We start from the raw sequence: 23,970 nt of genomic DNA, 5'->3' as shown, positions 1-23,970 counted from the left end.
CGTTGCATTTTGCGGGTTTGTAGCGCAACCGTCACGGACAAAGTGCGGGCTTGCAACTTGGCCCGGGCGGTTGCATATAGGGATCATGAACCTTCCTGAAACAACCGATACGGTCTTGAACGGCTTTCACCCCGCCGTCAGCGCCTGGTTCCGCAGCACCTTCCCCTCGGTGACCCACGCCCAGGCCCAGGCGTGGCCGCTGATCCGCCAGCGCCGCTCGACGCTGATCGCCGCGCCCACCGGCTCCGGCAAGACGCTGACGGCCTTCCTCGCGGTGCTCGATGACCTGGTTCATCAAGGCCTGGCCAACGGCGGGCAACTGCCGGATGAAACCCAGGTGGTGTATGTGTCGCCGCTCAAGGCGCTGTCCAACGATATCCAGATCAACCTGCAAACCCCGCTGACCGGGATCACCGCGCATTTACAGCAACTGGGCCTGCCACCGCTGGCGATCCGCACCGCCGTGCGTACCGGCGACACGCCGCAAAAAGACCGCGTGCTGATGCGCAAGCGTGCGCCGCATATTCTGGTGACCACGCCGGAATCGCTCTACGTGCTGCTGGGCTCGGACTCCGGCCGGCAGATGCTCGCCAGCACGCGCACGGTGATCGTCGATGAGATCCATGCGATCGCGGCGAGCAAACGCGGCAGTCACCTGGCCCTGAGCCTCGAACGCCTGCAAGGCTTGTGCGCCGAGCCGTTGATACGCATCGGTCTGTCGGCCACGCAAAAACCCATCGAGGCGGTGTCGCGTTTTCTGGTGGGCACGGCACGTCCGTGCGCGATCGTCGACATCGGCCATGCGCGCCCGCGTGACCTGGATATCGAAGTGCCGCCGGTGCCGCTGTCAGCGGTAATGGCCAACGACGTGTGGGAATTGGTCTACGACCGCCTCGCCGCCCTCGCCCGCGAACACAGCACCACGCTGATTTTCGTCAACACCCGGCGCCTGGCCGAACGCCTGGCGCGGCATTTGAGCGAGCGCCTGGGCAAGTCCGCCGTGGCCGCGCACCACGGCAGCCTGGCCAAGGAGTTGCGCCTGGACGCCGAACAACGGCTCAAGGCTGGCGCGCTGCAAGTGCTGATCGCCACCGCATCCCTGGAGTTGGGGATCGATATCGGCGAGGTCGACCTGGTGTGCCAGATCGGCTCGCCCGGTTCCATCAATGGGTTTCTGCAAAGAGTCGGCCGCTCCGGGCACCAGGTCGGTGGCACGCCCAAGGGGCGCCTGTTCGCTACCACCCGCGATGATCTGATCGAATGCGCCGCCCTGCTCGACTGCGTGCGCCGGGGCGAGTTGGACACCTTGCACATCCCGGTCGCGCCGCTGGACGTGCTGGCCCAGCAAATCGTCGCCGAAGTCAGCGCGCGGGAATGGCCGGAACAGGCGCTGCTCGAACTTATCCACCGCGCCGCGCCCTATACCAAGCTGGATGAACGCCATTACCAGGCGCTGGTGCAGATGCTCTGCGACGGCTACAACGGCCGCCAGGGCATCCGCAGCGCCTACCTGCACCGCGACGCCGTGACCGGCACCCTGCGCGGCCGTCGGGGCGCCAGGCTGACCGCCGTGACCAGCGGCGGCACCATCCCCGACAACGCCGACTACAGCGTGTTGCTCGAGCCTCAGGGCCTGAACATCGGCAGCGTCAACGAAGACTTCGCGGTGGAAAGCATCGCCGGGGATGTCTTCCAGCTCGGTAATACGTCCTACCGGATCTTGCGGGTCGAAGCCGGCAAGGTGCGGGTCGAGGACGCCCATGGCCAGCCGCCGACCATCCCGTTCTGGCTCGGCGAAGCGCCGGGGCGCAGCCGCGAACTGTCGGCGGCGGTCGCGCGTTTGCAGGGCCAGTTGGACGAACTGCTCGGCGCCACGCCCGGCGATCTGCAGCCCACCCTCGCCTGGCTCACCGACACCCTGGGCCTGAACCGCGCCAGCGCCGAACAGATCGTGGATTACCTGGCCCGCGCGCGCCTGGCGCTCAGCGCGTTGCCGTCCCAGGACACGCTGATCATGGAGCGGTTTTTCGACGAGTCCGGCGGCACCCAACTGATCATCCACACGCCGTTCGGCAGCCGCATCAACCGCGCCTGGGGCCTGGCGCTGCGCAAGCGTTTCTGCCGCACCTTCAACTTCGAACTGCAAGCGGCGGCCAGCGAGAATGCGATCGTGCTGTCGCTGTCCACCAGCCACAGTTTCGCGCTGGATGAGGTGTGGCGTTATCTCAACAGCCAGACCGCCGAGCACCTGCTGATCCAGGCCGTGCTCGACGCGCCGTTGTTCGGCGTGCGCTGGCGCTGGAACGCCGGGGTGGCCCTGGCGTTGCCGCGTTTTACCGGCGGGCGCAAGGTGGCGCCGCAGATCCAGCGGATGAAAAGCGAAGACCTGATCGCCAGCGTGTTTCCCGACCAGATCGCGTGCCTGGAAAACCTCGCCGGCGAGCGCGAAGTACCCGACCACCCGCTGGTCGAACAAACCCTGGATGACTGCCTGCACGAAGCGATGGACAGCGACGCCTGGCTGGCCCTGTTGCGGCGCATCGAGCGCGGCGAGGTACGCCTGATCAGCCGCGACCTGCCGGCGCCCTCGCCCATGGCCGCGGAAATTCTCAGCGCGCGGCCCTACACCTTTCTCGACGACGCGCCGCTGGAAGAACGCCGCACCCAGGCCGTGCTCAACCGGCGCTGGAGCGACCCGCAGAGCACCGACGACCTTGGCGCGCTGGACGCCGACGCCATCGCCGGCGTGCGCGAAGAGGCCTGGCCGGCGCCCCATGGCCTGGATGAAATGCATGAAGCCTTGATGAGCCTGGCGTGCATCGTCGACAGCGAGGTTACGCCGCAATGGCAGCAGTGGTTGCAAACGCTGGCCAAGGGCGGACGCGCCTGTCATCTGCCCCAAGGCCAGTGGGTGGCGGTGGAACGCCTGAGTTGCTTGCGGGCGATTTACCCCAACGACTTGCCGCTGTTGCCCGGCTTCGATGAGCCCTGGACCTTCGATGACGCGCTGGTGGAAGTGCTGCGCGCGCGCCTCGGGGGGTTCGGCCCGCTGAGCCTGATCGAAATCGCCGCGCCCCTTGGGCTGCCGGTGACCGACATCGCCCAGGCCCTGGCCCGCCTGGAGCAGGAAGGCTATGTGTTGCGCGGGCGTTTCAGCCCCGGCGCTCGCGAGGAACAATGGTGTGAACGGCACCTGCTGGCGCGGATTCATCGCTACACGGTCAAGCGCCTGCGCCGGGAAATCGAGCCGGTGGCGTTGCAGGACTTCATGCGCTTTCTGTTCGATTGGCAGCACCTGTCCGACGGTACGCGTGGCCAGGGCAGCGCGATGTTGCCGCAGATCGTCGCCCAGTTCGAAGGCTACGCGGCGGCCACCTCGGCCTGGGACAGTGACTTGCTCAGCGCGCGGCTCAAGGATTACACATCAACCTGGCTCGACGACCTGTGCCGCAGCGGCAAGCTGGTGTGGACACGCCTGAGCAACAAGCCCGGCGCCACCGCCCTGCGCAGCACGCCCGTGGTGCTGCTGCCACGCAGCCAGGTGCCGCTGTGGAGCGGGCTGACCGAACAGACCGACAGCACGACGTTGTCGCCCAAGGCGCAGAAAGTCCACCAGACCCTGCGCGAGCACGGCGCGTTGTTTTTCGATGAGCTGGCCCACGAAGCCCATCTGCTGCGCAGCGAGCTGGAAACGGCGCTGCAGGAGCTGGTCGGTGCCGGCCTGGTGAACGCCGACAGTTTCGCCGGGCTGCGTGCACTGACCACTCCCGCGAGTAAACGCCAGGCGCGCAGCAGCCGGCGCGGGCGCGGTGCATTTGTCGGCGGCATGGACGATGCCGGGCGCTGGGCGCTGATCCGGCGCCCGTCGACCGCCGCCGGCCCGCACTCGGCCGAAACCCTGGAGCATGTGGCGATGACCTTGCTGCGCCGCTACGGCGTGGTGTTCTGGCGACTGCTGGAGCGCGAGGCGGATTGGCTGCCAAGCTGGCGCGAACTGTTGCGCACCTTTCACCGCCTGGAGGCACGCGGGGAGATTCGCGGCGGGCGGTTCGTCAGCGGGTTGGCGGGCGAACAGTTCGCCTTGCCGGAAGCGATCCCGCTGCTGCGTGAGGTGCGGCGGCGGGCCCATGATGGAAGCCTGATCGCGGTGTGCGGGGCTGATCCGCTGAACCTGGTGGGCACGCTATTGCCGGGCAGCAAAGTGCCGGCGGTGAGTGGTAATCGGATTGTGTATCGCGATGGGTTGCCGGCGGCGGTGATGGTCGGCGGCAAACAGCAACTGTTGGTGGAGGGGGATCAGCGGGCGGTGTTGGAGAAGTTGATCAGGCATTGAGCCGGGTGACTTTGAAGGCCTCATCGGGGGCAAGCCCCCTCCCACATTTGATTGTGTTCACAGATCAACATGTGGGAGGGGGCTTGCCCCCGATGAGGCCAGAACATCATCAGGCCTATAGGAAGCTGACGAGGCGAGCGAGGGCGGTGACGACGAAACATTCTTCACACACCAAACCGGCTGCGATACTCGCTGGGGGCCAGGCCGGTGATTTTCTTGAAGGTGGCGCGAAACGCGCTGGGGTCCTGATAGCCCACGGTCCAGGCGATATGGTCGATGGTGCCGTTGGTGAACTCGAGCATTTGCCGGGCTTTGCCCACTCGCAGGTGTTGGCAGTATTCGGTGGGTTTCAAACCCGTCGCGCCGCGAAAGCGCCGCAGGAACGTGCGTTCTTCGAGGCCGGCCTCCTGCGCCATCGCCGCCACCGAGACATCCACCGCGCCACTGGCTTGCAACCAGTGCTGCACTTTCAGGATCGCGCCGTCGCCATGCCCGAGAATCGGCGCAAAGTTGCTGCCGCACTGGCTGGCGCTGTCGCTGTGTTCGATCACCAGAAAGCGCGCCGTGTCCGCCGCAACGCTCGGCCCCATGAGGCGGTCGACCAGACGCAGGCCCAGTTCGGACCACGCCATCAGCCCGGCGGTGGTGATCAGGTCGCCGTCATCGACGATCGGTTTATCCGCTTCCAGACGCACCGCAGGGTAATGCTCTGCGAACGTACTGGCGGAAGACCAATGGGTGGTGGCGCTGCGCCCGTCCAGCAAACCACTGCGCGCCAGCATGATCGAGCCGATGCACACGCCACCGAGCACGGTACCCGCCGCGTGTTGTTGGCGTAGCCATTGCAACAACGCGGGTGGCGTCTGTTGCTCGGTGAATTCGCCAATCGACGGTGGCACCAGCACGGCCATCAGCGGTTGGCCGGGGCCGGGATGGCTGGCGAATACGCGCGCGGGCGTACCATCTGCCGCCACCTGCCAATGGCTGACCCGCAGCAGCGGCAATTGCGCGGATTGGTGCGCGGCGGCGATCCGGTTGGCCACCCCGAACAGATCGGTCAGGCCATGCACCGCCGCCAGCTGCGCGCCCTGATAGATCAACACACCCAACTCGATGATCGAGCGTTCCACGGCCATTGTCAGTTTTCCCCCTGTTATTGTCGGTGCAGCCAATCCCCGGTCGGTGCGCCAGCTACGATACTGGCGCCCATCAACCCATCACGAGGCAACACACATGGCCAAGCAAGCGCTCATCCTAATCGATATCCAGAATGACTACTTCCCCCACGGCAAGTGGCCACTCGACGGCGTGGAAGCCGCGGCAGACAAGGCCGCGCAGGCGCTGCAGGCATTTCGCCAGGCGGGCGATGCGGTGATTCATGTGCGCCATGAGTTCACCTCGGAAGATGCGCCGTTCTTCACCCCAGGCTCCGAAGGCGCGCATCTGCATCCCAAGGTGCTGAACGAAGGCAGTGAGCCGGTGGTGCTTAAACATTTCGTGAATGCGTTTCGCGAAACCCAGCTGCGCACCGTGCTGGAACAACGCAGCATCACGGACCTGGTGGTGGTCGGCAGCATGAGCCATATGTGCATCGACGCCGTGGTACGGGCGGCGGCGGACCTCGGTTACAAGGTCACCGTGCTCCATGACGCCTGCGCCACGCGGGATCAGGAGTTCAACGGGCAAGTGATTCCGGCGGCGCAGGTGCATGGGGCGTATATGGCATCGCTGGCATTTGGGTATGCGAGCGTGGTGTCGACGCAGGAATACTTGCAGGCGCAAGCGGCGGCCTGACCGCCACGTGCGGGCGTGGGGCTAGCGGGTTGCGATGATGAACAGGCGCGGGAAAGGCAGCAGCACGGTGCCATCAGCCAGGGCCGGATAAGCCTGGGTAATTCGCGCCTGATAGTCCTGCAGGAAAGCGGCTTTTTCGTCGTCACTCAACGGTGCGAGGAACGGCCGCAATGCCGAGGCCTTGAACCACTCCACCACAGCCGCGTGATCCGCCAGCGGGTGCAGGTAGGTGGTGCGCCACACATCGACAGCGCTGCAGTGTTTGCTCAGCAGTTCGTAGTAATAGCTCGCCGTGTGCCGTTCATTGTGTTTGACCGCGCCGATCCTGGCGGACCATGGGCCATCGGCGGCGACTTCACGCGCCAGCCGATGGGCGGGCTCGTCGAGGTTGTCCGGGGTTTGCACCGCCAGGGTTCCGCCGGAGGTCAACTGGCTGACCAGGTGCGGGTAAAGCGTGGCGTGGTCCGGCAGCCATTGCAGGGAAGCATTCGCCAGGATCACATCGAACGGTTGCGCCGGGCTCCAGGCGCCGATATCCGCCCGTTCGAAGTTCAGCGTCGGCAGGCGCTTGCGGGCGTCGGCCAGCATGTCGTCGGAGCTGTCCATGCCGGTGACGCGAGCCTGCGGAAAACGTTCGGCCAACACTTGCGTGGAATTACCGGGGCCGCAGCCCAGGTCGACGGCGGTTTGCACCGCGGTATTGGGAATGGCCGCGACCAGATCACGGACGGGGCGTGTGCGCTGTTGTTCGAACAGCGTGTATTGCTTGGCGGACCAGGTCATCGCGGCGTTCCTTGTGTTTAAAGGTTGATCACAGCCTAAATGTTGTGAGCCGTGGGAACAAATGTCGGGGCTGGCAATGTGAGCTTCGACGGAGGCCTGATCAACGGACATAAAAAACCCCCGCGGCCTACGCCAGCGGGGGTTCTTGTGTATTGCTCGTTTTGGGTCTTGGACCTAGAACGGAATATCGTCATCAAAGCTATCAAAATCCGCAGCCGGTTGCGGAGCGGCCTGTTGTGGCGCTGGGCGCGACTCACGCTGTGGTTGCTGGCTTGGCTGCGGACGCGACTGCTGTGGACGCGGTGCCGAGTTGGACATGCCGCCCTGGCCCTGTTGGTCGCCCTGTGGACGGCCGCCGAGCAGTTGCATGGTGCCTTGCATGTCGACCACGATTTCAGTGGTGTAACGCTTGATGCCGTCTTTTTCCCACTCGCGGGTCTGCAGTTTGCCTTCGATGTAGACCTGCGAACCTTTGCGCAGGTATTCACCGGCGATCTCTGCCACTTTGCCGAACATCGACACACGGTGCCATTCGGTTTTCTCGACCTTCTGGCCGGTCTGCTTGTCGGTCCACTGTTCGCTGGTCGCCAGACTCAGGTTGGTCACGGCGTTACCGTTAGGCAAGTAGCGAACTTCGGGATCCTGGCCGCATGTACCGACCAATATGACTTTGTTAACCCCACGGGCCATAACGTTCTCCTAAGCTGGGCGCGCTGTCGGCACTGGGTTGACCAGTTGCTCGAGCGTCGCGCGATCCAATAATTCGGTGTCCAATTTGATGTAGATGGCGGCTTCTTCAGCAATAACCACAGCATCGGTAACCCCTGTAACGGCCTTAAGGCGCTCGGCCAAGCCAGCTTCGCGTATCGCTTCAGGCGATAACGGCAAGCGCAGACTCGTCACATAGGGAGGTTCACGCATGGTAACAGCAAAGGCTAGCCAGAGGGCAGCCAGACCTGCGCATCCGAGGAACACAACCGACAAACCGCCGTGCTGAAACATCCAGCCACCCATGATGCCGCCCAGTGCAGAGCCCAGGAACTGGCTGGTGGAATACACCCCCATCGCCGTGCCCTTGCCGCCGGCCGGTGAAACTTTACTGATCAGCGAAGGCAGCGAAGCCTCCAGCAGGTTGAACGCGGTGAAGAACACCACCGTACCGATTACCAGCGCCCGCAGGCTGTCGCCGAACTGCCAGAAGAATAGCTCAGTGAGCATCAGCGTCACGACGGCGCCGAGTAAAACTCGTTTCATTTTGCGTTTCTTCTCGCCATAGATGATGAACGGGATCATGGCGAAGAATGAAATCAGCAGCGCGGTCAGATAGACCCACCAGTGCTGTTCCTTGGGCAGCCCGGCTTTTTCCACCAGGGCCAGGGGCAAGGCCACGAAGCTGCTCATCAGCATCGCGTGCAATACAAAGATACCTAAATCCAGGCGCAGCAGGTCCGGGTGCTTGAGGGTAGGCAGCAGCGCCTGACGCGCGACGCCGGATTCACGGTGCTGCAGAGTGCCGGTGGAACGCGGCACCATGAAGGCCACGATCACGATACCGAACAACGCCATGCCGCCGGTGGCCAGGAACAGCCCGTGCAAACCGAAGGCGCGGGTCAGCAACGGGCCGACCACCATCGCGACGGCGAACGACAGGCCGATGGTCATGCCGATCATGGCCATGGCCTTGGTGCGGTGTTGTTCGCGGGTCAGGTCCGACAGCAAGGCCATGACCGCTGCGGAAATCGCGCCGGCGCCCTGTAGGACACGCCCGGCAATCACGCCCCAGATCGAATCGGACTGGGCCGCGAGTACGCTGCCGAGGGCAAACACGATCAACCCGAGGTAGATCACCGGGCGGCGGCCGATGCGGTCGGAAATGATCCCGAACGGAATCTGGAAAATTGCCTGGGTCAGGCCATAAGCGCCAATGGCCAGGCCGATCAGGGCGGGGGTCGCGCCTGCGAGATCCATCCCGTAGGTCGCCAGCACCGGCAACACCATGAACATGCCAAGCATACGGAAGGCGAACACCAGGGCCAGACCGCTTGCTGCTCGGGTCTCGCCGCTACTCATGCGTTCGCTGTGGGGATCGTGCATGGAAAAACCTCGTGTGAACCGGCGGCGATTCTACCAGTCCCATCGATTGAGAGGGTATATGCGGCGGTTTGCCGCGCAGGTTTCATGTAAGGCTGCACCTGGCACCTTGACAGTGTATATTCATCCAGTCTTTAGCCGTATACTCCGGCATTATTTACGCCCGCCGTGCGAGGCCATCTTGGACAAGATCCTGATTCGTGGGGCTAGAACCCACAACCTGAAGAACATCGACCTGACCCTGCCCCGGGACAAACTGATCGTCATCACCGGTTTGTCCGGGTCCGGCAAATCGTCGCTGGCGTTCGACACGCTGTACGCCGAAGGCCAGCGGCGCTATGTCGAGTCGCTGTCGGCCTATGCCCGCCAGTTTCTGTCGATGATGGAAAAACCCGACGTCGACACCATCGAAGGCCTGTCGCCGGCAATTTCCATCGAGCAGAAGTCGACTTCCCACAACCCGCGCTCCACCGTGGGCACCATCACCGAGATCTACGACTACCTGCGCCTGCTGTATGCGCGCGTCGGTATCCCGCGCTGCCCGGACCACGACATCCCGCTGGAAGCCCAGACCGTCAGCCAGATGGTCGACCTGGTGCTGGCCCAGCCGGAAGGCGCCAAGCTGATGCTGCTGGCGCCGGTGATTCGCGAGCGCAAGGGTGAACACCTTTCAGTGTTTGAAGAACTGCGCGCGCAAGGTTTCGTGCGTGCGCGGATCAACGGCAAGCTGTACGAGCTGGACGAAGCGCCGAAGCTCGACAAGCAGAAGAAGCACTCGATCGATGTCGTGGTCGACCGCTTCAAAGTCCGCGCCGATTTGCAGCAGCGTCTGGCGGAGTCCTTCGAGACAGCCCTGAAGCTGGCGGACGGTATCGCCCTGGTCGCGCCGATGGACGACGAACCGGGCGAAGAGATCATTTTCTCCGCACGCTTTGCCTGCCCGATCTGTGGCCACGCCATCAGCGAGCTGGAACCCAAGCTGTTTTCCTTCAACAACCCGGCCGGCGCCTGCCCGACCTGCGATGGCCTGGGCGTGAAGCAGTTTTTCGACATCAAGCGCCTGGTCAATGGCGAGCTGACGCTGGCGGAAGGCGCGATACGCGGCTGGGACAGGCGTAATGTCTATTACTTCCAGATGCTCGGCTCATTGGCCTCGCACTATAAGTTCAGCCTGGAAGTACCGTTCAACCAACTGCCGGCGGATCAGCAGAAGGTCATTCTCAACGGCAGCGGCTCGCAGAACGTCGACTTCAAATACCTCAACGACCGTGGCGATATCGTCAAACGCTCGCATCCGTTCGAAGGCATCGTACCCAACCTCGAACGCCGCTACCGCGAGACCGAGTCGGCGAGCGTGCGGGAAGAACTGGCCAAGTTCCTCAGCACCCAGCCCTGCCCGGATTGCCGTGGCACCCGCCTGCGCCGTGAGGCGCGGCACGTATGGGTTGGCGAGAAGACCCTGCCGGCGGTGACCAACCTGCCGATCGGCGACGCCTGTGAATATTTCGGCGTACTCAAGCTGACCGGACGCCGTGGGGAGATTGCCGACAAGATCCTCAAGGAGATTCGCGAGCGCCTGCAGTTCCTGGTCAACGTCGGCCTGGATTACCTGTCGCTGGACCGCAGCGCGGATACCTTGTCGGGCGGTGAAGCCCAGCGCATCCGCCTGGCCAGCCAGATCGGCGCCGGTCTGGTGGGCGTGTTGTATATCCTCGATGAGCCGTCGATTGGCTTGCACCAACGCGATAACGATCGCCTCCTGGGCACGCTGAAACACCTGCGGGACATCGGCAACACGGTGATCGTGGTCGAGCACGACGAAGACGCGATTCGCCTGGCCGATTATGTGGTCGATATCGGCCCGGGCGCTGGCGTGCATGGTGGGCATATCGTCGCCCAAGGCACGCCTGCCGAAGTGATGGCTCATCCAGACTCGCTGACCGGCAAGTACCTGTCCGGGCGCGTGAGGATTGAAGTGCCGTCCAAGCGCACGCCACGCAACAAGAAGATGGCGTTGCACCTCAAGGGCGCGCGCGGCAACAACCTGCGCAATGTCGACCTGGAAATTCCGCTGGGTCTGCTGACCTGCGTGACGGGTGTTTCCGGCTCGGGCAAGTCGACGCTGATCAACAACACGCTGTTCCCGTTGAGCGCCACCGCCCTGAACGGCGCGACCACGCTGGAAGCGGCAGCACATGACAGCATCAAGGGCCTGGAGCTCCTCGACAAAGTGGTCGATATCGACCAGAGCCCGATTGGCCGTACCCCCCGCTCCAACCCGGCGACCTATACCGGGCTGTTCACGCCCATTCGCGAGTTGTTCGCCGGCGTGCCGGAATCCCGCTCGCGGGGCTACGGGCCGGGCCGGTTCTCGTTCAACGTCAAGGGCGGGCGCTGCGAAGCGTGCCAGGGCGATGGCTTGATCAAGGTAGAGATGCACTTCCTGCCGGACATCTACGTGCCGTGCGATGTGTGCAAGAGCAAGCGCTACAACCGCGAAACCCTTGAGATCAAATACAAGGGCAAGAACATCCACGAAACCCTGGAGATGACCATCGAGGAAGCGCGGGTGTTCTTCGACGCGGTTCCGGCGTTGGCGCGCAAGCTGCAGACGCTGATGGATGTGGGCTTGTCGTACATCAAGCTGGGGCAATCGGCGACCACGCTGTCCGGTGGTGAAGCGCAACGGGTCAAGCTGTCCCGTGAGCTGTCCAAGCGCGATACCGGTAAAACCCTGTATATCCTCGATGAGCCGACCACGGGCCTGCACTTCGCGGACATTCAGCAATTGCTGGATGTGTTGCACCGCCTGCGCGACCACGGCAACACCGTGGTGGTGATCGAGCACAACCTGGATGTGATCAAGACCGCCGACTGGCTGGTCGACCTCGGGCCGGAAGGCGGTTCCAAGGGCGGTCAGATCATCGCGGTAGGTACGCCGGAGCAGGTCTCCGAGATGCCGCAATCGCACACGGGTTACTACTTGAAACCGTTGCTCGCGCGCGACCGGGCCTGATTTATCCGGCCCAATAAAAAGCCCCTGTCACTTCAACGGTGACAGAGGCTTTTTTACAGCCGGGAATCAGAACTGCGATTGCAGGTAATTCTCCAGGCCGACCAGCTTGATCAGGCCCAGCTGCTTTTCCAGCCAGTAGGTGTGATCTTCTTCGGTATCGGCCAACTGCACGCGCAGAATTTCACGGGTGACATAGTCGTTGTGCTGCTCGCACAGCTCGATGCCCTTGCACAGCGCGGCACGGACCTTGTTCTCGAGGCGCAGGTCAGCGGCGAGCATCTCAGGCACCGTTGTGCCTACGTCCAAGTCGTCGGGACGCATGCGTGGCGTGCCTTCGAGCATCAGGATACGGCGCATCAGTGCGTCGGCGTGCTGGGTCTCTTCTTCCATCTCATGGTTGATACGCTCGTAGAGCTCGGTAAAGCCCCAGTCTTCATACATACGCGAATGAATGAAATATTGGTCACGAGCCGCGAGTTCGCCCGTCAGCAACGTGTTGAGGTAATCGATTACGTCGGGGTGACCTTGCATCGCCCTACATCTCCCTGCTTGAAAGTCTTTAGTTTGAACCATGCTGACCCATAGGTCACGGAGCCAACGGCTGAAAAGTGAAGATTTCCTGAGAAAAACAGCTGATTTAACGCAAAAACCGCCCAAATGAGGGCGGTTCTGCTTATCGTTTAGAGTCAGTTAATCGATACACCCAGCGCCTTTGCGATTGCTTCTCCATAAGCCGGATCGGCTTTGAAGAAGTGCTGCAACTGACGCTGGACCACATCACTGGAAACCCCCGCCATGGCGCCGGCGATGTTGCCGGTGAGCAAGGCTTTCTGCTCATCGTTCATCAGGCGGAACAGCGCACCGGCGTGGCTGTAATAGTCGGTGTCTTCGCGGTGATCGTAACGATCCGCGGCACCGCTCAGGGCCAATGCGGGCTCGGCGTACTGTGGCGCTTGTTTCGGCGCGTCGGCGTAGCTGTTTGGCTCATAGTTGGGCGCCCCACCGCCGTTGCTGCCGAAGGCCATCGAGCCATCACGCTGGTAGCTGTTGACCGGGCTACGTGGGGCATTCACCGGCAATTGCTGGTGGTTGGTGCCGATACGGTAGCGGTGGGCATCTGCGTAAGCGAAGACGCGACCTTGCAGCATGCGGTCCGGCGACAGGCCAACACCCGGGACCATGTTGCTCGGGCCGAACGCCGCTTGTTCCACTTCGGCGAAGTAGTTCTGCGGATTACGGTTGAGCTCCAGTTCACCGACTTCGATCAGCGGGAACTCCTTCTGCGACCAGGTTTTGGTCACGTCAAAGGGGTTCTCGTAATGTGCGTTGGCCTGGGCCTCGGTCATGATCTGAATGCAAACGCGCCATTTCGGGAAATCCCCGCGCTCGATCGCACCAAACAGATCGCGCTGTGCGTAATCAGGGTCGGTACCGGCCAAACGTGCCGCCTCGGCCGGTGCCAGGTTCTTGATGCCTTGCTTGGTCTTGTAGTGCCACTTCACCCAGTGCCGCTCGCCCTTGGCGTTGATCAAGCTGTAGGTGTGGCTACCGAAGCCGTGCATGTGGCGGTAACCGTCAGGGATACCACGGTCCGAAAACAGGATGGTGACCTGGTGCAGCGCCTCCGGGGAGTGCGACCAGAAATCCCACATCATCTGCGCGCTTTTCAGATTGCTTTGCGGCAGGCGTTTTTGAGTGTGGATGAAATCAGGGAACTTGAGTGGGTCGCGGATGAAGAACACCGGGGTGTTGTTACCGACGATGTCCCAGTTACCTTCTTCGGTGTAGAACTTCAAGGCAAAGCCGCGAGGGTCGCGCTCGGTATCCGCCGAACCACGTTCGCCACCAACCGTGGAGAAACGCAGAAAGGTCGGCGTTTGTTTACCAACGGCCTCGAACAGCTTGGCGCTGGTGTACTGAGTAATGTCCCGGGTAACGGTGAACGTGCCGTAAGCACCCGAACCTTTGGCGTGTACGCGACGCTCAGGGATGTTTTCGCGGTTGAAGTGAGCGAGCTTCTCGATCAGGTGAAAATCATCGAGCAACAACGGGCCACGCGGGCCGGCGGAACGGGAGTTCTGGTTATCCGCCACGGGAGCGCCGCTGGCGGTGGTAAGAATTTTGTTCTGGCTCATGTTCAATCTTCCTCAGGTCGGACTTGGAACTGCCGGCTAATCGGCTTGCAGTGAGTATTGATCATCAACATGACGTCTACAAATTCATTAAATTGTGGACATCAATAGAAAATCACTACCAATACACCCGACGCCCATAATGCCGCGGCCAGATCGATGCACGCTTGTATCCATGGCGCTTTTCTTACGCGCACAAAAAACCGGGCGCTAGGCCCGGTTCTTCGTTACAGACTGTCGTCTTACTCGGCGCTTACAGCTTCGCCGGCAGTAGCACGATCAACCAACTCGACATACGCCATAGGCGCGTTGTCGCCAGCGCGGAAACCGCACTTGAGGATGCGCAGGTAGCCACCCTCACGGGTAGCGTAACGCTTGCCCAGGTCGTTGAAGAGCTTACCAACGATAGCTTTCGAACGAGTACGGTCGAAGGCCAGACGGCGGTTAGCCAGGCTGTCTGTCTTAGCCAAAGTGATCAGCGGCTCAGCAACGCGACGCAGTTCTTTAGCTTTCGGCAGTGTAGTTTTGATCAGCTCGTGCTCGAACAGCGACACCGCCATGTTTTGGAACATGGCCTTACGGTGCGAGCTGGTACGGCTCAGGTGACGTCCACTTTTACGATGACGCATGGTTCATTCCTTACCAAACTCACGTTCGGTGATTACGACGATCAGGCAGTCGCCTTGTCGTCCTTCTTAAGACTTGCAGGCGGCCAGTTGTCGAGGCGCATGCCGAGGGACAGACCGCGGGAGGCCAGAACGTCCTTGATTTCAGTCAAGGATTTCTTGCCCAGGTTCGGAGTCTTCAACAGTTCTACTTCGGTACGCTGAATCAGGTCGCCGATGTAGTAAATGTTTTCCGCCTTAAGGCAGTTAGCCGAACGTACAGTCAGTTCCAGATCGTCAACCGGGCGAAGCAGGATCGGATCGATCTCGTCTTCCTGCTCGATTACCACTGGTTCGCTGTCGCCTTTGAGGTCGACGAACGCAGCCAACTGCTGTTGCAGAATGGTTGCAGCGCGACGGATAGCCTCTTCAGGGTCCAGAGTACCGTTGGTTTCCAGATCAATAACCAGCTTGTCCAGGTTAGTACGCTGCTCGACACGGGCGTTTTCCACCACGTATGCGATGCGGCGAACCGGGCTGAACGAAGAGTCAAGCTGCAAGCGACCAATGCTGCGGCTTTCGTCTTCATCGCTCTGACGCGAGTCGGCCGGTTCATAACCACGACCACGAGCTACAGTGAGCTTCATGTTCAGGGCGCCGTTAGACGCCAGGTTAGCGATTACGTGATCGGGGTTAACGATCTCGACATCATGATCCAGCTGAATATCGGCAGCGGTAACCACCCCCGAACCCTTCTTCGACAAGGTCAGCGTAACTTCGTCACGGCCGTGCAGCTTGATAGCCAGACCTTTAAGGTTCAACAGGATTTCAATTACGTCTTCCTGTACACCTTCGATGGCGCTGTACTCGTGGAGCACACCGTCAATCTCGGCCTCGACTACTGCACAGCCGGGCATTGAGGACAACAGGATGCGGCGCAGCGCGTTGCCCAGGGTGTGGCCAAAACCACGCTCGAGAGGCTCGAGTGTGATTTTGGCGCGGGTTGGACTGACAACCTGCACATCAATGTGGCGGGGTGTCAGGAACTCATTTACCGAAATCTGCATGGATGCACCTATTTTCTAGCCCTTACTTGGAGTAGAGCTCGACAATCAGGCTTTCGTTGATGTCGGCGGACAGATCACTGCGAGCTGGAACGTTCTTGAAAACGCCCGACTTCTTCTCAGTGTCTACTTCTACCCATTCTACGCGGCCACGTTGGGCACACAGATCGAGAGCTTGGACAATGCGAAGTTGGTTTTTTGCTTTCTCGCGAACAGCGACCACGTCACCAGCACGAACCTGGTAGGACGGAACGTTTACGGTCTGGCCGTTAACGCTGATCGACTTGTGCGATACCAGCTGACGGGATTCGGCACGAGTAGAACCAAAGCCCATACGGTATACAACGTTGTCCAGACGGCATTCGAGCAGTTGCAGCAGGTTTTCACCGGTTGCACCTTTCTTGCCAGCAGCTTCTTTGTAGTAGCCGCTGAACTGACGCTCGAGAACGCCGTAGATACGACGGACCTTCTGCTTTTCACGCAGTTGGGTGCCGTAATCGGACTGGCGACCGCGGCGTTGGCCGTGGATACCAGGTGCTGCTTCAATGTTGCACTTCGATTCGATCGCGCGCACGCCGCTCTTCAGGAAGAGATCGGTGCCTTCGCGACGAGCGAGTTTGCATTTTGGACCAATGTAACGAGCCATTCTTTACAATCTCCTGGATTACACGCGGCGCTTCTTCGGCGGACGGCACCCGTTGTGCGGGATTGGCGTCACGTCGGTGATGCTGGCGATCTTATAGCCACAGCCGTTCAAAGCACGGACAGCGGACTCACGACCTGGACCTGGACCTTTGACGTTAACGTCGAGGTTTTTCAGGCCGTATTCCAGCGCAGCTTGACCAGCACGTTCAGCAGCTACTTGAGCAGCGAACGGGGTGGACTTGCGGGAACCGCGGAAACCCGAACCACCGGAGGTAGCCCAAGAAAGCGCGTTACCTTGACGGTCGGTGATGGTCACGATGGTGTTGTTAAAAGAAGCATGGATGTGGGCGATGCCATCAACCACTGTCTTTTTAACTTTTTTACGAGGACGAGCAGCAGGTTTTGCCATGATAATTTTCCTGTCGATTCGCGGGGGCGATTACTTGCGGATCGGCTTACGCGGACCTTTACGGGTACGCGCGTTAGTCTTGGTACGCTGACCGCGTACTGGAAGACCACGACGATGACGCAGACCGCGATAGCAACCGAGGTCCATCAAACGCTTGATTTTCATGTTGATTTCGCGACGCAGGTCACCTTCAGTGGTGAACTTCGCCACTTCGCCACGCAGCAATTCAACCTGCTCGTCGCTCAGATCCTTGATCTTAGCGGCTGGGTTTACCCCAGCGACCGCGCAAATTTTCTGCGCAGTAGTGCGACCAACACCATAGATGTAGGTCAGCGAGATAACAGTGTGCTTGTTATCTGGAATGTTAACGCCTGCAATACGGGCCATTCAGTGGGACTCCAATTGACAGCTACCTACGCCCCGGAAGCCAAGAAATAGGGCGCGAGATAATATCGCTGTAATAACAAATAATCAACCCGGCAGCGCACTAGCTGCCGGGCTTCAAGCGGATCACACTCAGCCTTGGCGCTGTTTGTGACGCGGTTCCGCGCTGCAAATTACTCGAACAACACCTTCGCGGCGAATAATCTTGCAGTTACGGCACAGCTTTTTCACCGATGCACGAACTTTCATCACCAACTCCTCGAACCTTATGGGTACTCAGCGCAACATGCCGCTGCCGTAACCCTTCAGGTTGGCTTTCTTCATCAGGGATTCGTACTGGTGCGAAACGAGGTGCGATTGTACTTGGGACATGAAGTCCATCACAACCACGACCACGATCAGCAACGAGGTCCCGCCAAGGTAGAACGGAACGTTTGCTGCAACCACCAGGAACTGGGGCAACAAGCACACGGCCGTCATATATAGAGCACCGAACAGGGTCAAACGAGTCAGAACGCCATCAATGTAGCGTGCAGACTGCTCACCTGGACGGATGCCCGGAATAAAGGCACCGGACTTCTTCAGGTTTTCCGCTACGTCTTTCGGATTGAACATCAACGCCGTATAGAAGAAGCAGAAGAAAATAATCCCTGCACTAAACAGCAGAATATTCAACGGCTGACCAGGAGCGATCGACTGAGAGAGGTCCTGCAGCCAGCCCATGTTTTCAGACTGACCAAACCAGGTACCCAACGAAGCCGGAAACAGCAAGATGCTGCTCGCGAAAATCGCCGGAATAACACCGGCCATATTCACTTTCAGCGGCAAGTGGCTGGTCTGCGCGGCAAAGACCTTGCGGCCCTGCTGACGCTTGGCGTAGTGAACAGCAATACGACGCTGGCCACGCTCAATGAACACCACAAAACCGATAATCGCTACTGCCAGCAAACCGATGGCAACCAGGGCGAAAATGTTGATATCACCCTGACGTGCAGACTCGAAAGACTGCCCGATCGCTCTCGGAAGACCGGCGACGATACCTGCGAAAATCAACATCGAGATACCGTTACCAACACCACGCTCAGTAATCTGCTCACCCAGCCACATCATGAACATCGCACCAGCCACAAACGTGGATACCGCGACGAAATGGAAGCCAAAGTCACCAGTGAACGCAACACCCTGCCCCGCCAGGCCAACGGACATGCCGATAGCTTGAACCAGGGCGAGGATGACAGTGCCGTAGCGGGTGTACTGGCTAATCTTGCGACGGCCAGCTTCACCTTCCTTCTTCAACTGCTCCAGCTGCGGGCTGACGGCGGTCATCAGTTGCATGATGATCGATGCCGAAATGTACGGCATGATCCCCAGTGCAAAGATGCTCATCCGTTCCAGCGCGCCGCCGGAAAACATGTTGAACAAGCTAAGAATGGTCCCCTCATTCTGTCGAAACAGGTCTGCGAGTCGGTCCGGGTTGATACCTGGAACCGGGATGTGTGCGCCTATTCGGTAGACGATAATCGCCAGGAACAGAAAACGCAGACGAGCCCAAAGTTCAGACATACCGCCTTTGCCGAGCGCTGAGAGAGCACCTTGCTTAGCCATTTATTCCTCGAACTTGCCGCCAGCTGCTTCGATAGCCGAACGCGCACCTTTGGTGGCGCCGATTCCCTTGCCGATAGTGACAGCGCGAGTCACTTCACCGGACAGCATGATTTTCACACGCTGTACGTTGACGTTGATCACGTTGGCATCTTTCAGGGTCTGCACAGTAACGATGTCGCCTTCCACTTTAGCCAGCTCGGACAGACGCACTTCTGCGCGGTCCATGGCTTTCAGGGATACGAAACCGAACTTAGGCAGGCGACGATGCAGCGGCTGTTGACCGCCTTCAAAGCCTGGAGCAATGGTGCCACCGGAGCGGGAGGTTTGACCTTTGTGGCCACGGCCACCAGTCTTACCCAAACCGCTACCGATACCACGGCCCGGACGATGCTTTTCGCGACGGGAACCCGGCGCTGGACTCAGATCATTGAGTTTCATCGATTAACCCTCGACACGCAGCATGTAGTAAGCCTTGTTGATCATCCCGCGATTCTCGGGAGTATCCTGGACTTCTACAGTGTGACCGATGCGACGCAGACCCAAACCCTTAACGCACAATTTGTGGTTAGGGATGCGGCCGGTCATGCTTTTGATCAGCGTTACTTTAACGGTAGCCATGATCAGAAGATCTCCTTGACGCTTTTGCCACGCTTGGCGGCAATGGATTCAGGAGACTGCATTGCTTTCAAACCCTTGAAAGTGGCGTGAACCACGTTTACTGGGTTAGTCGAGCCGTAGCACTTGGCCAGAACGTTCTGAACGCCAGCAACTTCGAGGACAGCACGCATAGCGCCGCCAGCGATGATACCGGTACCTTCAGAAGCAGGCTGCATGTACACCTTCGAAGCGCCATGGGCGGACTTCATTGCGTACTGCAGAGTGGTGCCGTTCAGATCAACTTGGATCATGTTGCGACGAGCAGCTTCCATTGCCTTCTGGATCGCAGCAGGCACTTCACGTGACTTGCCACGGCCGAAGCCAACGCGCCCTTTACCATCACCCACCACGGTCAACGCGGTGAAAGTGAAGATACGGCCGCCTTTAACGGTTTTGGCTACGCGGTTAACTTGAACCAGCTTCTCAATGTAGCCTTCGTCGCGCTTTTGGTCGTTATTTGACATAACTTAGAACTCCAGCCCAGCTTCACGAGCAGCATCAGCCAGCGCCTTGACGCGACCGTGATACTTGAAGCCAGAGCGGTCGAAAGCCACCTGCGAGACGCCAGCGGCTTTAGCACGCGTAGCGACCAGCTGGCCAACCTTAGTGGCCGCGTCGATGTTGCCGGTGGCACCATCACGCAGTTCTTTATCCAAAGTCGAGGCGCTTGCCAGGACTTTGTTGCCGTCGGCCGAGATGACCTGGGCGTAGATGTGCTGCGACGAGCGGAACACGCAGAGACGCACGACTTCGAGTTCGTGCATTTTCAGGCGTGCTTTGCGAGCGCGACGCAGTCGAGTAACTTTTTTGTCGGTCATTTGCTATGCCCTACTTCTTCTTGGCTTCTTTACGACGGACGACTTCGTCCGCGTAGCGCACACCTTTGCCTTTGTACGGCTCTGGTGGACGGAAGTCGCGGATCTCAGCGGCCACCTGACCTACCAGCTGCTTATCGATGCCCTTGATCAGGATATCGGTTTGGCTAGGGGTCTCAGCGGTGATGCCTTCCGGCAGTTCGTAATCCACTGGGTGCGAGAAGCCAAGGGCCAGGTTCAAAACCGTGCCTTTTGCTTGCGCTTTGTAACCAACACCGACCAGCTGGAGCTTACGCTCGAAGCCTTGGCTTACGCCTTGGACCATGTTGTTTACCAACGCACGCGTGGTACCGGCCATTGCGCGAGTTTGTTGATCGCCATTGCGAGCAGCGAAACGCAGCTCACCAGCTTCTTCAACGATCTCAACGGACGAATGGATGTTCAGTTCAAGAGTACCCTTGGCACCCTTCACCGAAAGCTGTTGGCCTGCGAATTTTACTTCGACACCGGCTGGCAGCTTAACGGGGTTCTTAGCGACGCGAGACATGCTTATCCCCCCTTAGAACACAGTGCAAAGAACTTCGCCGCCGACACCGGCAGCGCGCGCAGCACGATCCGTCATCACACCTTTGTTGGTGGAGACGATAGACACGCCAAGACCGCCACGAACTTTCGGCAGATCTTCAACGGACTTGTACTGACGCAGGCCTGGACGGCTAACGCGCTTCACTTCCTCGATGACCGGACGGCCTTCGAAGTACTTCAGCTCGATGGACAGCAGTGGTTTGATTTCGCTGCTGATCTGATAACCCGCAATGTAGCCTTCGTCTTTCAGGACTTTGGCAACAGCTACCTTCAACGTGGAAGATGGCATGCTTACGACGGACTTTTCAGCCATCTGGGCATTACGGATACGAGTTAGCATGTCCGCTAACGGGTCCTGCATACTCATGGGCTAGACGCTCCTAATACAAAAAATTAGCCTTGCGGCTACATATGTCGCTGAGTATCTCCGGGCATAGAAAACACGGGCTCAGGCGAGCCGGGTATTCTAGACACACTCCGGAAATGAAACAAGCCCCAAAAGGGGCTTGTTCCAGATTCAAGGTACCGGCGGTCAGTATCTTGCGATTCAGACCGTCCGGACTTTGAAAGTACTTACCAGCTGGCTTTAACCAGACCTGGTACGTCACCACGCATTGCCGCTTCACGCAGTTTGTTACGGCCGAGGCCGAACTTGCGGTAAACGCCGTGTGGACGACCGGTCAGGCGGCAGCGGTTACGCATGCGCGAGGCGCTTGCGTCACGTGGCTGCTTCTGCAGAGCTACTGTGGCTTCCCAACGTGCTTCTGGACTTGCGTTCAGATCAACGATGATTGCTTTCAGTGCTGCACGCTTCTTGGCGTACTTGGCAACCGTGAGCTGACGTTTCAGCTCGCGGTTTTTCATGCTCATCTTGGCCATAGTCCTACTCCAATCAGTTGCGGAACGGGAATTTGAAAGCACGCAACAGGGCGCGACCTTCATCATCGTTCTTGGCAGTGGTGGTCAGGGTGATGTCCAGACCGCGGAGAGCATCGATCTTGTCGTAGTCGATTTCCGGGAAGATGATCTGCTCTTTCACGCCCATGCTGTAGTTACCACGACCATCGAAGGACTTGGCATTCAGGCCGCGGAAGTCGCGGACCCGAGGCAGGGAGATCGACAGCAGACGATCCAGGAATTCGTACATACGCTCACGGCGCAGAGTCACTTTGACGCCGATCGGCCAACCTTCACGGACTTTAAAGCCAGCGATGGATTTCCGAGCGTAAGTCACAACGACTTTTTGACCGGTGATCTTTTCCAGGTCAGCAACAGCGTGCTCGATGACTTTTTTGTCGCCGATCGCTTCGCCCAGACCCATGTTCAGGGTGATTTTGGTAACGCGCGGAACTTCCATCACGTTCCCGAGCTTAAGTTCTTCCTTAAGCTTGGGGGCGATTTCCTTCCGGTAAATCTCTTGTAGTCGTGCCATGGTCTTATCTACCTAGCAGTGTTCAAGCATCAACCGCTTTTTGGGTCGACTTGAAGACACGAATTTTCTTACCGTCTTCTACTTTGAAACCAACGCGGTCAGCCTTGTTGGTTTCGCCGTTGAAGATGGCGACGTTAGAAGCGTGCAGTGGCGCTTCTTTCTCGACGATACCGCCTTGTACGCCCGACATAGGGTTAGGCTTGGTATGACGCTTGACCAGGTTCAGACCACCGACGACCAGACGGTCGTCAGCGAGAACCTTCAGCACCTTACCGCGCTTACCTTTGTCTTTGCCGGCGATCACGATGATCTCGTCGTCACGACGAATCTTTTGCATGTCGGATCTCCTTACAGCACTTCTGGGGCGAGCGAGACGATCTTCATGAACTTCTCAGTACGAAGTTCACGGGTCACTGGCCCAAAGATACGGGTGCCGATCGGCTCTTGCTTGTTGTTCAGAAGAACAGCAGCGTTGCCATCAAAGCGGATAATGGAGCCATCTGCACGGCGAACGCCGTGACGAGTGCGGACTACAACAGCAGTCATCACTTGGCCTTTTTTCACTTTACCGCGAGGAATTGCTTCCTTCACGGTAACTTTGATGATGTCACCGATACCAGCGTAACGACGATGGGAGCCACCCAGCACCTTGATGCACATAACACGGCGAGCGCCGCTGTTATCGGCCACATCGAGCATGGATTGAGTCTGAATCATATAATTTCTCCGACCCCTAGTCCTTAGACTTCCACAGCGCGTTCGAGAACATCAACCAGTGCCCAAGACTTGGTCTTGGCCAGCGGACGAGTTTCACGAATAGTGACTTTGTCGCCGATGTGGCACTGGTTGGTTTCGTCGTGCGCGTGCAGCTTAGTCGAACGCTTAACATATTTACCGTAGATCGGGTGCTTAACGCGACGCTCGATCAAAACGGTGATGGTTTTGTCCATCTTGTCGCTGACAACACGGCCAGTCAGCGTACGGACAGTCTTTTCGGCTTCAGCCATGATCACTTACCTGCCTGCTGGTTGAGCACAGTCTTCACGCGAGCGATGTCACGCTTAACTTGCGAGAGCAGATGAGACTGCCCCAACTGGCCAGTTGCTTTCTGCATGCGCAGATTGAACTGGTCGCGCAGCAGGCCGAGCAGTTGCTCGTTCAGCTGCTGTGCGGATTTTTCACGAAGTTCATTCGCTTTCATCACATCACCGTCCGTTTAACAAAGGCGGTGGCGAGCGGCAGCTTTGCAGCAGCCAGGGCAAAAGCCTCACGCGCCAGCTCTTCAGTTACACCCTCGATTTCATACAGGACTTTGCCTGGCTGAATCTGGGCTACCCAGTATTCCACGTTACCCTTACCTTTACCCATCCGAACTTCGAGGGGCTTTTTGGAGATCGGCTTGTCCGGGAATACACGGATCCAGATCTTGCCGCCACGTTTTACGTGACGGGTCAGAGCACGACGCGCTGACTCGATCTGACGAGCGGTGAGACGACCACGAGCTACAGACTTCAGCGCGAATTCGCCGAAGCTGACTTTGCTACCGCGCTGAGCCAGACCACGGTTGTGGCCTGTCATCTGCTTGCGGAACTTCGTACGCTTTGGTTGCAACATTTGGCG

The 23,970-nt window shown here is 59.4% G+C and carries 29 protein-coding genes; 3 read left to right on the top strand and 26 right to left on the bottom strand.

Annotation, left to right across the window (positions count from 1 at the left end):
* Positions 1 to 85 precede the first annotated feature (85 nt).
* Positions 86 to 4,333 carry a DEAD/DEAH box helicase gene (locus ACVWZP_RS24005; protein WP_457370194.1) on the top strand — a complete coding sequence of 1,416 codons (4,248 nt, stop codon included), beginning with the start codon at positions 86 to 88 and terminating at the stop codon, positions 4,331 to 4,333.
* 164 nt (positions 4,334 to 4,497) lie between these two features.
* On the opposite strand, the gene ACVWZP_RS24000 is transcribed toward ACVWZP_RS24005, so the two are convergent.
* Positions 4,498 to 5,469: a GlxA family transcriptional regulator gene (locus ACVWZP_RS24000; protein WP_046482562.1), complete on the bottom strand. Its 972-nt coding sequence runs from the start codon at positions 5,467 to 5,469 to the stop codon at positions 4,498 to 4,500.
* Between the two features lie 97 nt (positions 5,470 to 5,566).
* Between ACVWZP_RS24000 and ACVWZP_RS23995 the strand changes: the two genes are divergently transcribed.
* A complete protein-coding gene (locus ACVWZP_RS23995) occupies positions 5,567 to 6,127 on the top strand; it encodes a cysteine hydrolase family protein (RefSeq protein ID WP_177030066.1) in 561 nt (186 codons plus the stop codon).
* A 21-nt stretch (positions 6,128 to 6,148) separates the two neighbouring features.
* Here ACVWZP_RS23995 and tam read toward each other — a convergent pair whose 3' ends face one another.
* The 3 genes from tam to ACVWZP_RS23980 all read right to left on the bottom strand — a co-directional run bounded on the left by tam (position 6,149) and on the right by ACVWZP_RS23980 (position 9,004).
* The gene (gene tam / locus ACVWZP_RS23990) at positions 6,149 to 6,910 is read right to left on the bottom strand and encodes a trans-aconitate 2-methyltransferase (protein WP_046381880.1); all 762 of its coding nucleotides are present in this window, start codon (positions 6,908 to 6,910) and stop codon (positions 6,149 to 6,151) included.
* Between the two features lie 174 nt (positions 6,911 to 7,084).
* Complete coding sequence (locus tag ACVWZP_RS23985) at positions 7,085 to 7,600, bottom strand: single-stranded DNA-binding protein (protein WP_017849542.1); 516 nt, start codon at positions 7,598 to 7,600, stop codon at positions 7,085 to 7,087.
* Between the two features lie 9 nt (positions 7,601 to 7,609).
* Positions 7,610 to 9,004 (bottom strand): MFS transporter, encoded by a 1,395-nt coding sequence (locus ACVWZP_RS23980; protein WP_017849543.1) that lies wholly within the window; start codon positions 9,002 to 9,004, stop codon positions 7,610 to 7,612.
* 178 nt (positions 9,005 to 9,182) lie between these two features.
* Here ACVWZP_RS23980 and uvrA point away from each other — a divergent pair, with 178 nt between their 5' ends.
* A complete protein-coding gene (uvrA, locus tag ACVWZP_RS23975) occupies positions 9,183 to 12,017 on the top strand; it encodes an excinuclease ABC subunit UvrA (protein ID WP_017849544.1) in 2,835 nt (944 codons plus the stop codon).
* Positions 12,018 to 12,083: 66 nt separating this feature from the next.
* Here uvrA and bfr read toward each other — a convergent pair whose 3' ends face one another.
* The 22 genes from bfr to rplP form a co-directional block, all read right to left on the bottom strand.
* Positions 12,084 to 12,548 carry a bacterioferritin gene (gene bfr / locus ACVWZP_RS23970; RefSeq protein WP_017848805.1) on the bottom strand — a complete coding sequence of 155 codons (465 nt, stop codon included), beginning with the start codon at positions 12,546 to 12,548 and terminating at the stop codon, positions 12,084 to 12,086.
* 155 nt (positions 12,549 to 12,703) lie between these two features.
* Positions 12,704 to 14,152: a catalase gene (locus ACVWZP_RS23965; RefSeq protein WP_017848804.1), complete on the bottom strand. Its 1,449-nt coding sequence runs from the start codon at positions 14,150 to 14,152 to the stop codon at positions 12,704 to 12,706.
* 239 nt (positions 14,153 to 14,391) lie between these two features.
* Positions 14,392 to 14,778 carry a 50S ribosomal protein L17 gene (gene rplQ, locus ACVWZP_RS23960; RefSeq protein WP_003176402.1) on the bottom strand — a complete coding sequence of 129 codons (387 nt, stop codon included), beginning with the start codon at positions 14,776 to 14,778 and terminating at the stop codon, positions 14,392 to 14,394.
* 41 nt (positions 14,779 to 14,819) lie between these two features.
* A complete protein-coding gene (locus ACVWZP_RS23955; protein WP_003176403.1) occupies positions 14,820 to 15,821 on the bottom strand; it encodes a DNA-directed RNA polymerase subunit alpha in 1,002 nt (333 codons plus the stop codon).
* Positions 15,822 to 15,843: 22 nt separating this feature from the next.
* Positions 15,844 to 16,464 (bottom strand): 30S ribosomal protein S4, encoded by a 621-nt coding sequence (gene rpsD, locus ACVWZP_RS23950; protein ID WP_003176404.1) that lies wholly within the window; start codon positions 16,462 to 16,464, stop codon positions 15,844 to 15,846.
* A gap of 18 nt (positions 16,465 to 16,482) precedes the next feature.
* A complete protein-coding gene (gene rpsK / locus ACVWZP_RS23945; protein ID WP_002555466.1) occupies positions 16,483 to 16,872 on the bottom strand; it encodes a 30S ribosomal protein S11 in 390 nt (129 codons plus the stop codon).
* A 30-nt stretch (positions 16,873 to 16,902) separates the two neighbouring features.
* Positions 16,903 to 17,259: a 30S ribosomal protein S13 gene (gene rpsM, locus ACVWZP_RS23940; RefSeq protein WP_017848803.1), complete on the bottom strand. Its 357-nt coding sequence runs from the start codon at positions 17,257 to 17,259 to the stop codon at positions 16,903 to 16,905.
* A gap of 129 nt (positions 17,260 to 17,388) precedes the next feature.
* Positions 17,389 to 17,505 carry a 50S ribosomal protein L36 gene (rpmJ, locus tag ACVWZP_RS23935; protein WP_002555468.1) on the bottom strand — a complete coding sequence of 39 codons (117 nt, stop codon included), beginning with the start codon at positions 17,503 to 17,505 and terminating at the stop codon, positions 17,389 to 17,391.
* Positions 17,506 to 17,532: 27 nt separating this feature from the next.
* Positions 17,533 to 18,861 carry a preprotein translocase subunit SecY gene (secY, locus tag ACVWZP_RS23930; RefSeq protein ID WP_003176406.1) on the bottom strand — a complete coding sequence of 443 codons (1,329 nt, stop codon included), beginning with the start codon at positions 18,859 to 18,861 and terminating at the stop codon, positions 17,533 to 17,535.
* Entirely contained in the window at positions 18,862 to 19,299 is a 438-nt protein-coding gene (rplO, locus tag ACVWZP_RS23925; RefSeq protein ID WP_003176407.1) for a 50S ribosomal protein L15, read from the bottom strand.
* Between the two features lie 3 nt (positions 19,300 to 19,302).
* On the bottom strand, positions 19,303 to 19,479 hold the full coding sequence (gene rpmD, locus ACVWZP_RS23920) for a 50S ribosomal protein L30 (RefSeq protein WP_003176408.1): 177 nt from the start codon (positions 19,477 to 19,479) through the stop codon (positions 19,303 to 19,305).
* Between the two features lie 2 nt (positions 19,480 to 19,481).
* Positions 19,482 to 19,982, bottom strand: a complete 501-nt coding sequence (gene rpsE / locus ACVWZP_RS23915) for a 30S ribosomal protein S5 (RefSeq protein WP_003186035.1) — start codon at positions 19,980 to 19,982, stop codon at positions 19,482 to 19,484.
* A gap of 3 nt (positions 19,983 to 19,985) precedes the next feature.
* Positions 19,986 to 20,336 carry a 50S ribosomal protein L18 gene (gene rplR / locus ACVWZP_RS23910; RefSeq protein ID WP_003186037.1) on the bottom strand — a complete coding sequence of 117 codons (351 nt, stop codon included), beginning with the start codon at positions 20,334 to 20,336 and terminating at the stop codon, positions 19,986 to 19,988.
* A 10-nt stretch (positions 20,337 to 20,346) separates the two neighbouring features.
* Positions 20,347 to 20,880 carry a 50S ribosomal protein L6 gene (rplF, locus tag ACVWZP_RS23905; protein WP_003176412.1) on the bottom strand — a complete coding sequence of 178 codons (534 nt, stop codon included), beginning with the start codon at positions 20,878 to 20,880 and terminating at the stop codon, positions 20,347 to 20,349.
* A 12-nt stretch (positions 20,881 to 20,892) separates the two neighbouring features.
* Positions 20,893 to 21,285 carry a 30S ribosomal protein S8 gene (gene rpsH / locus ACVWZP_RS23900; protein WP_017848802.1) on the bottom strand — a complete coding sequence of 131 codons (393 nt, stop codon included), beginning with the start codon at positions 21,283 to 21,285 and terminating at the stop codon, positions 20,893 to 20,895.
* A gap of 206 nt (positions 21,286 to 21,491) precedes the next feature.
* Positions 21,492 to 21,797: a 30S ribosomal protein S14 gene (rpsN, locus tag ACVWZP_RS23895; protein WP_003176414.1), complete on the bottom strand. Its 306-nt coding sequence runs from the start codon at positions 21,795 to 21,797 to the stop codon at positions 21,492 to 21,494.
* A gap of 13 nt (positions 21,798 to 21,810) precedes the next feature.
* A complete protein-coding gene (gene rplE / locus ACVWZP_RS23890) occupies positions 21,811 to 22,350 on the bottom strand; it encodes a 50S ribosomal protein L5 (protein ID WP_003194642.1) in 540 nt (179 codons plus the stop codon).
* A 22-nt stretch (positions 22,351 to 22,372) separates the two neighbouring features.
* Positions 22,373 to 22,687, bottom strand: coding sequence for a 50S ribosomal protein L24 (rplX, locus tag ACVWZP_RS23885; RefSeq protein ID WP_007896770.1), 315 nt, complete (start codon positions 22,685 to 22,687; stop codon positions 22,373 to 22,375).
* Positions 22,688 to 22,698: 11 nt separating this feature from the next.
* Positions 22,699 to 23,067, bottom strand: a complete 369-nt coding sequence (gene rplN, locus ACVWZP_RS23880) for a 50S ribosomal protein L14 (protein WP_002555479.1) — start codon at positions 23,065 to 23,067, stop codon at positions 22,699 to 22,701.
* Positions 23,068 to 23,090: 23 nt separating this feature from the next.
* Positions 23,091 to 23,357, bottom strand: coding sequence for a 30S ribosomal protein S17 (rpsQ, locus tag ACVWZP_RS23875; protein WP_003176419.1), 267 nt, complete (start codon positions 23,355 to 23,357; stop codon positions 23,091 to 23,093).
* Between the two features lie 2 nt (positions 23,358 to 23,359).
* A complete protein-coding gene (gene rpmC / locus ACVWZP_RS23870) occupies positions 23,360 to 23,551 on the bottom strand; it encodes a 50S ribosomal protein L29 (protein WP_002555481.1) in 192 nt (63 codons plus the stop codon).
* On the bottom strand, positions 23,551 to 23,964 hold the full coding sequence (gene rplP, locus ACVWZP_RS23865) for a 50S ribosomal protein L16 (protein ID WP_003232424.1): 414 nt from the start codon (positions 23,962 to 23,964) through the stop codon (positions 23,551 to 23,553). Before rplP ends, rpmC begins: the two co-directional genes overlap by 1 nt.
* Positions 23,965 to 23,970: the final 6 nt, after the last annotated feature.

The organism is Pseudomonas sp. TE36184, from assembly GCF_054060055.1.
The sequence above is the reverse complement of the archived record's forward strand: the minus strand, read 5'-3'. Positions and strand labels throughout refer to the sequence as shown.

Bases quoted from the DNA above. Each gene is read 5' to 3' on its own strand.
- rplP (WP_003232424.1), bottom strand. From the start codon at position 23,964: ATGTTGCAACCAAAGCGTACGAAGTTCCGCAAGCAGATGACAGGCCAC.
- bfr (WP_017848805.1), bottom strand. From the start codon at position 12,548: ATGCAAGGTCACCCCGACGTAATCGATTACCTCAACACGTTGCTGACG.
- rplN (WP_002555479.1), bottom strand. From the start codon at position 23,067: ATGATTCAGACTCAATCCATGCTCGATGTGGCCGATAACAGCGGCGCT.
- rpsN (WP_003176414.1), bottom strand. From the start codon at position 21,797: ATGGCCAAGATGAGCATGAAAAACCGCGAGCTGAAACGTCAGCTCACG.
- rplQ (WP_003176402.1), bottom strand. From the start codon at position 14,778: ATGCGTCATCGTAAAAGTGGACGTCACCTGAGCCGTACCAGCTCGCAC.
- rpsH (WP_017848802.1), bottom strand. From the start codon at position 21,285: ATGAGTATGCAGGACCCGTTAGCGGACATGCTAACTCGTATCCGTAAT.
- rplO (WP_003176407.1), bottom strand. From the start codon at position 19,299: ATGAAACTCAATGATCTGAGTCCAGCGCCGGGTTCCCGTCGCGAAAAG.
- ACVWZP_RS23980 (WP_017849543.1), bottom strand. From the start codon at position 9,004: ATGCACGATCCCCACAGCGAACGCATGAGTAGCGGCGAGACCCGAGCA.
- ACVWZP_RS23965 (WP_017848804.1), bottom strand. From the start codon at position 14,152: ATGAGCCAGAACAAAATTCTTACCACCGCCAGCGGCGCTCCCGTGGCG.
- rplE (WP_003194642.1), bottom strand. From the start codon at position 22,350: ATGGCACGACTACAAGAGATTTACCGGAAGGAAATCGCCCCCAAGCTT.
- rpmJ (WP_002555468.1), bottom strand. From the start codon at position 17,505: ATGAAAGTTCGTGCATCGGTGAAAAAGCTGTGCCGTAACTGCAAGATT.
- rpsD (WP_003176404.1), bottom strand. From the start codon at position 16,464: ATGGCTCGTTACATTGGTCCAAAATGCAAACTCGCTCGTCGCGAAGGC.
- secY (WP_003176406.1), bottom strand. From the start codon at position 18,861: ATGGCTAAGCAAGGTGCTCTCTCAGCGCTCGGCAAAGGCGGTATGTCT.
- ACVWZP_RS23955 (WP_003176403.1), bottom strand. From the start codon at position 15,821: ATGCAGATTTCGGTAAATGAGTTCCTGACACCCCGCCACATTGATGTG.
- rplF (WP_003176412.1), bottom strand. From the start codon at position 20,880: ATGTCTCGCGTCGCTAAGAACCCCGTTAAGCTGCCAGCCGGTGTCGAA.
- rplR (WP_003186037.1), bottom strand. From the start codon at position 20,336: ATGACCGACAAAAAAGTTACTCGACTGCGTCGCGCTCGCAAAGCACGC.
- rpmC (WP_002555481.1), bottom strand. From the start codon at position 23,551: ATGAAAGCGAATGAACTTCGTGAAAAATCCGCACAGCAGCTGAACGAG.
- rpmD (WP_003176408.1), bottom strand. From the start codon at position 19,479: ATGGCTACCGTTAAAGTAACGCTGATCAAAAGCATGACCGGCCGCATC.
- ACVWZP_RS23985 (WP_017849542.1), bottom strand. From the start codon at position 7,600: ATGGCCCGTGGGGTTAACAAAGTCATATTGGTCGGTACATGCGGCCAG.
- ACVWZP_RS24000 (WP_046482562.1), bottom strand. From the start codon at position 5,469: ATGGCCGTGGAACGCTCGATCATCGAGTTGGGTGTGTTGATCTATCAG.
- rpsE (WP_003186035.1), bottom strand. From the start codon at position 19,982: ATGTCAAATAACGACCAAAAGCGCGACGAAGGCTACATTGAGAAGCTG.
- ACVWZP_RS23995 (WP_177030066.1), top strand. From the start codon at position 5,567: ATGGCCAAGCAAGCGCTCATCCTAATCGATATCCAGAATGACTACTTC.
- rplX (WP_007896770.1), bottom strand. From the start codon at position 22,687: ATGCAAAAGATTCGTCGTGACGACGAGATCATCGTGATCGCCGGCAAA.
- tam (WP_046381880.1), bottom strand. From the start codon at position 6,910: ATGACCTGGTCCGCCAAGCAATACACGCTGTTCGAACAACAGCGCACA.
- rpsQ (WP_003176419.1), bottom strand. From the start codon at position 23,357: ATGGCTGAAGCCGAAAAGACTGTCCGTACGCTGACTGGCCGTGTTGTC.
- rpsM (WP_017848803.1), bottom strand. From the start codon at position 17,259: ATGGCCCGTATTGCAGGCGTTAACATTCCAGATAACAAGCACACTGTT.
- ACVWZP_RS24005 (WP_457370194.1), top strand. From the start codon at position 86: ATGAACCTTCCTGAAACAACCGATACGGTCTTGAACGGCTTTCACCCC.
- rpsK (WP_002555466.1), bottom strand. From the start codon at position 16,872: ATGGCAAAACCTGCTGCTCGTCCTCGTAAAAAAGTTAAAAAGACAGTG.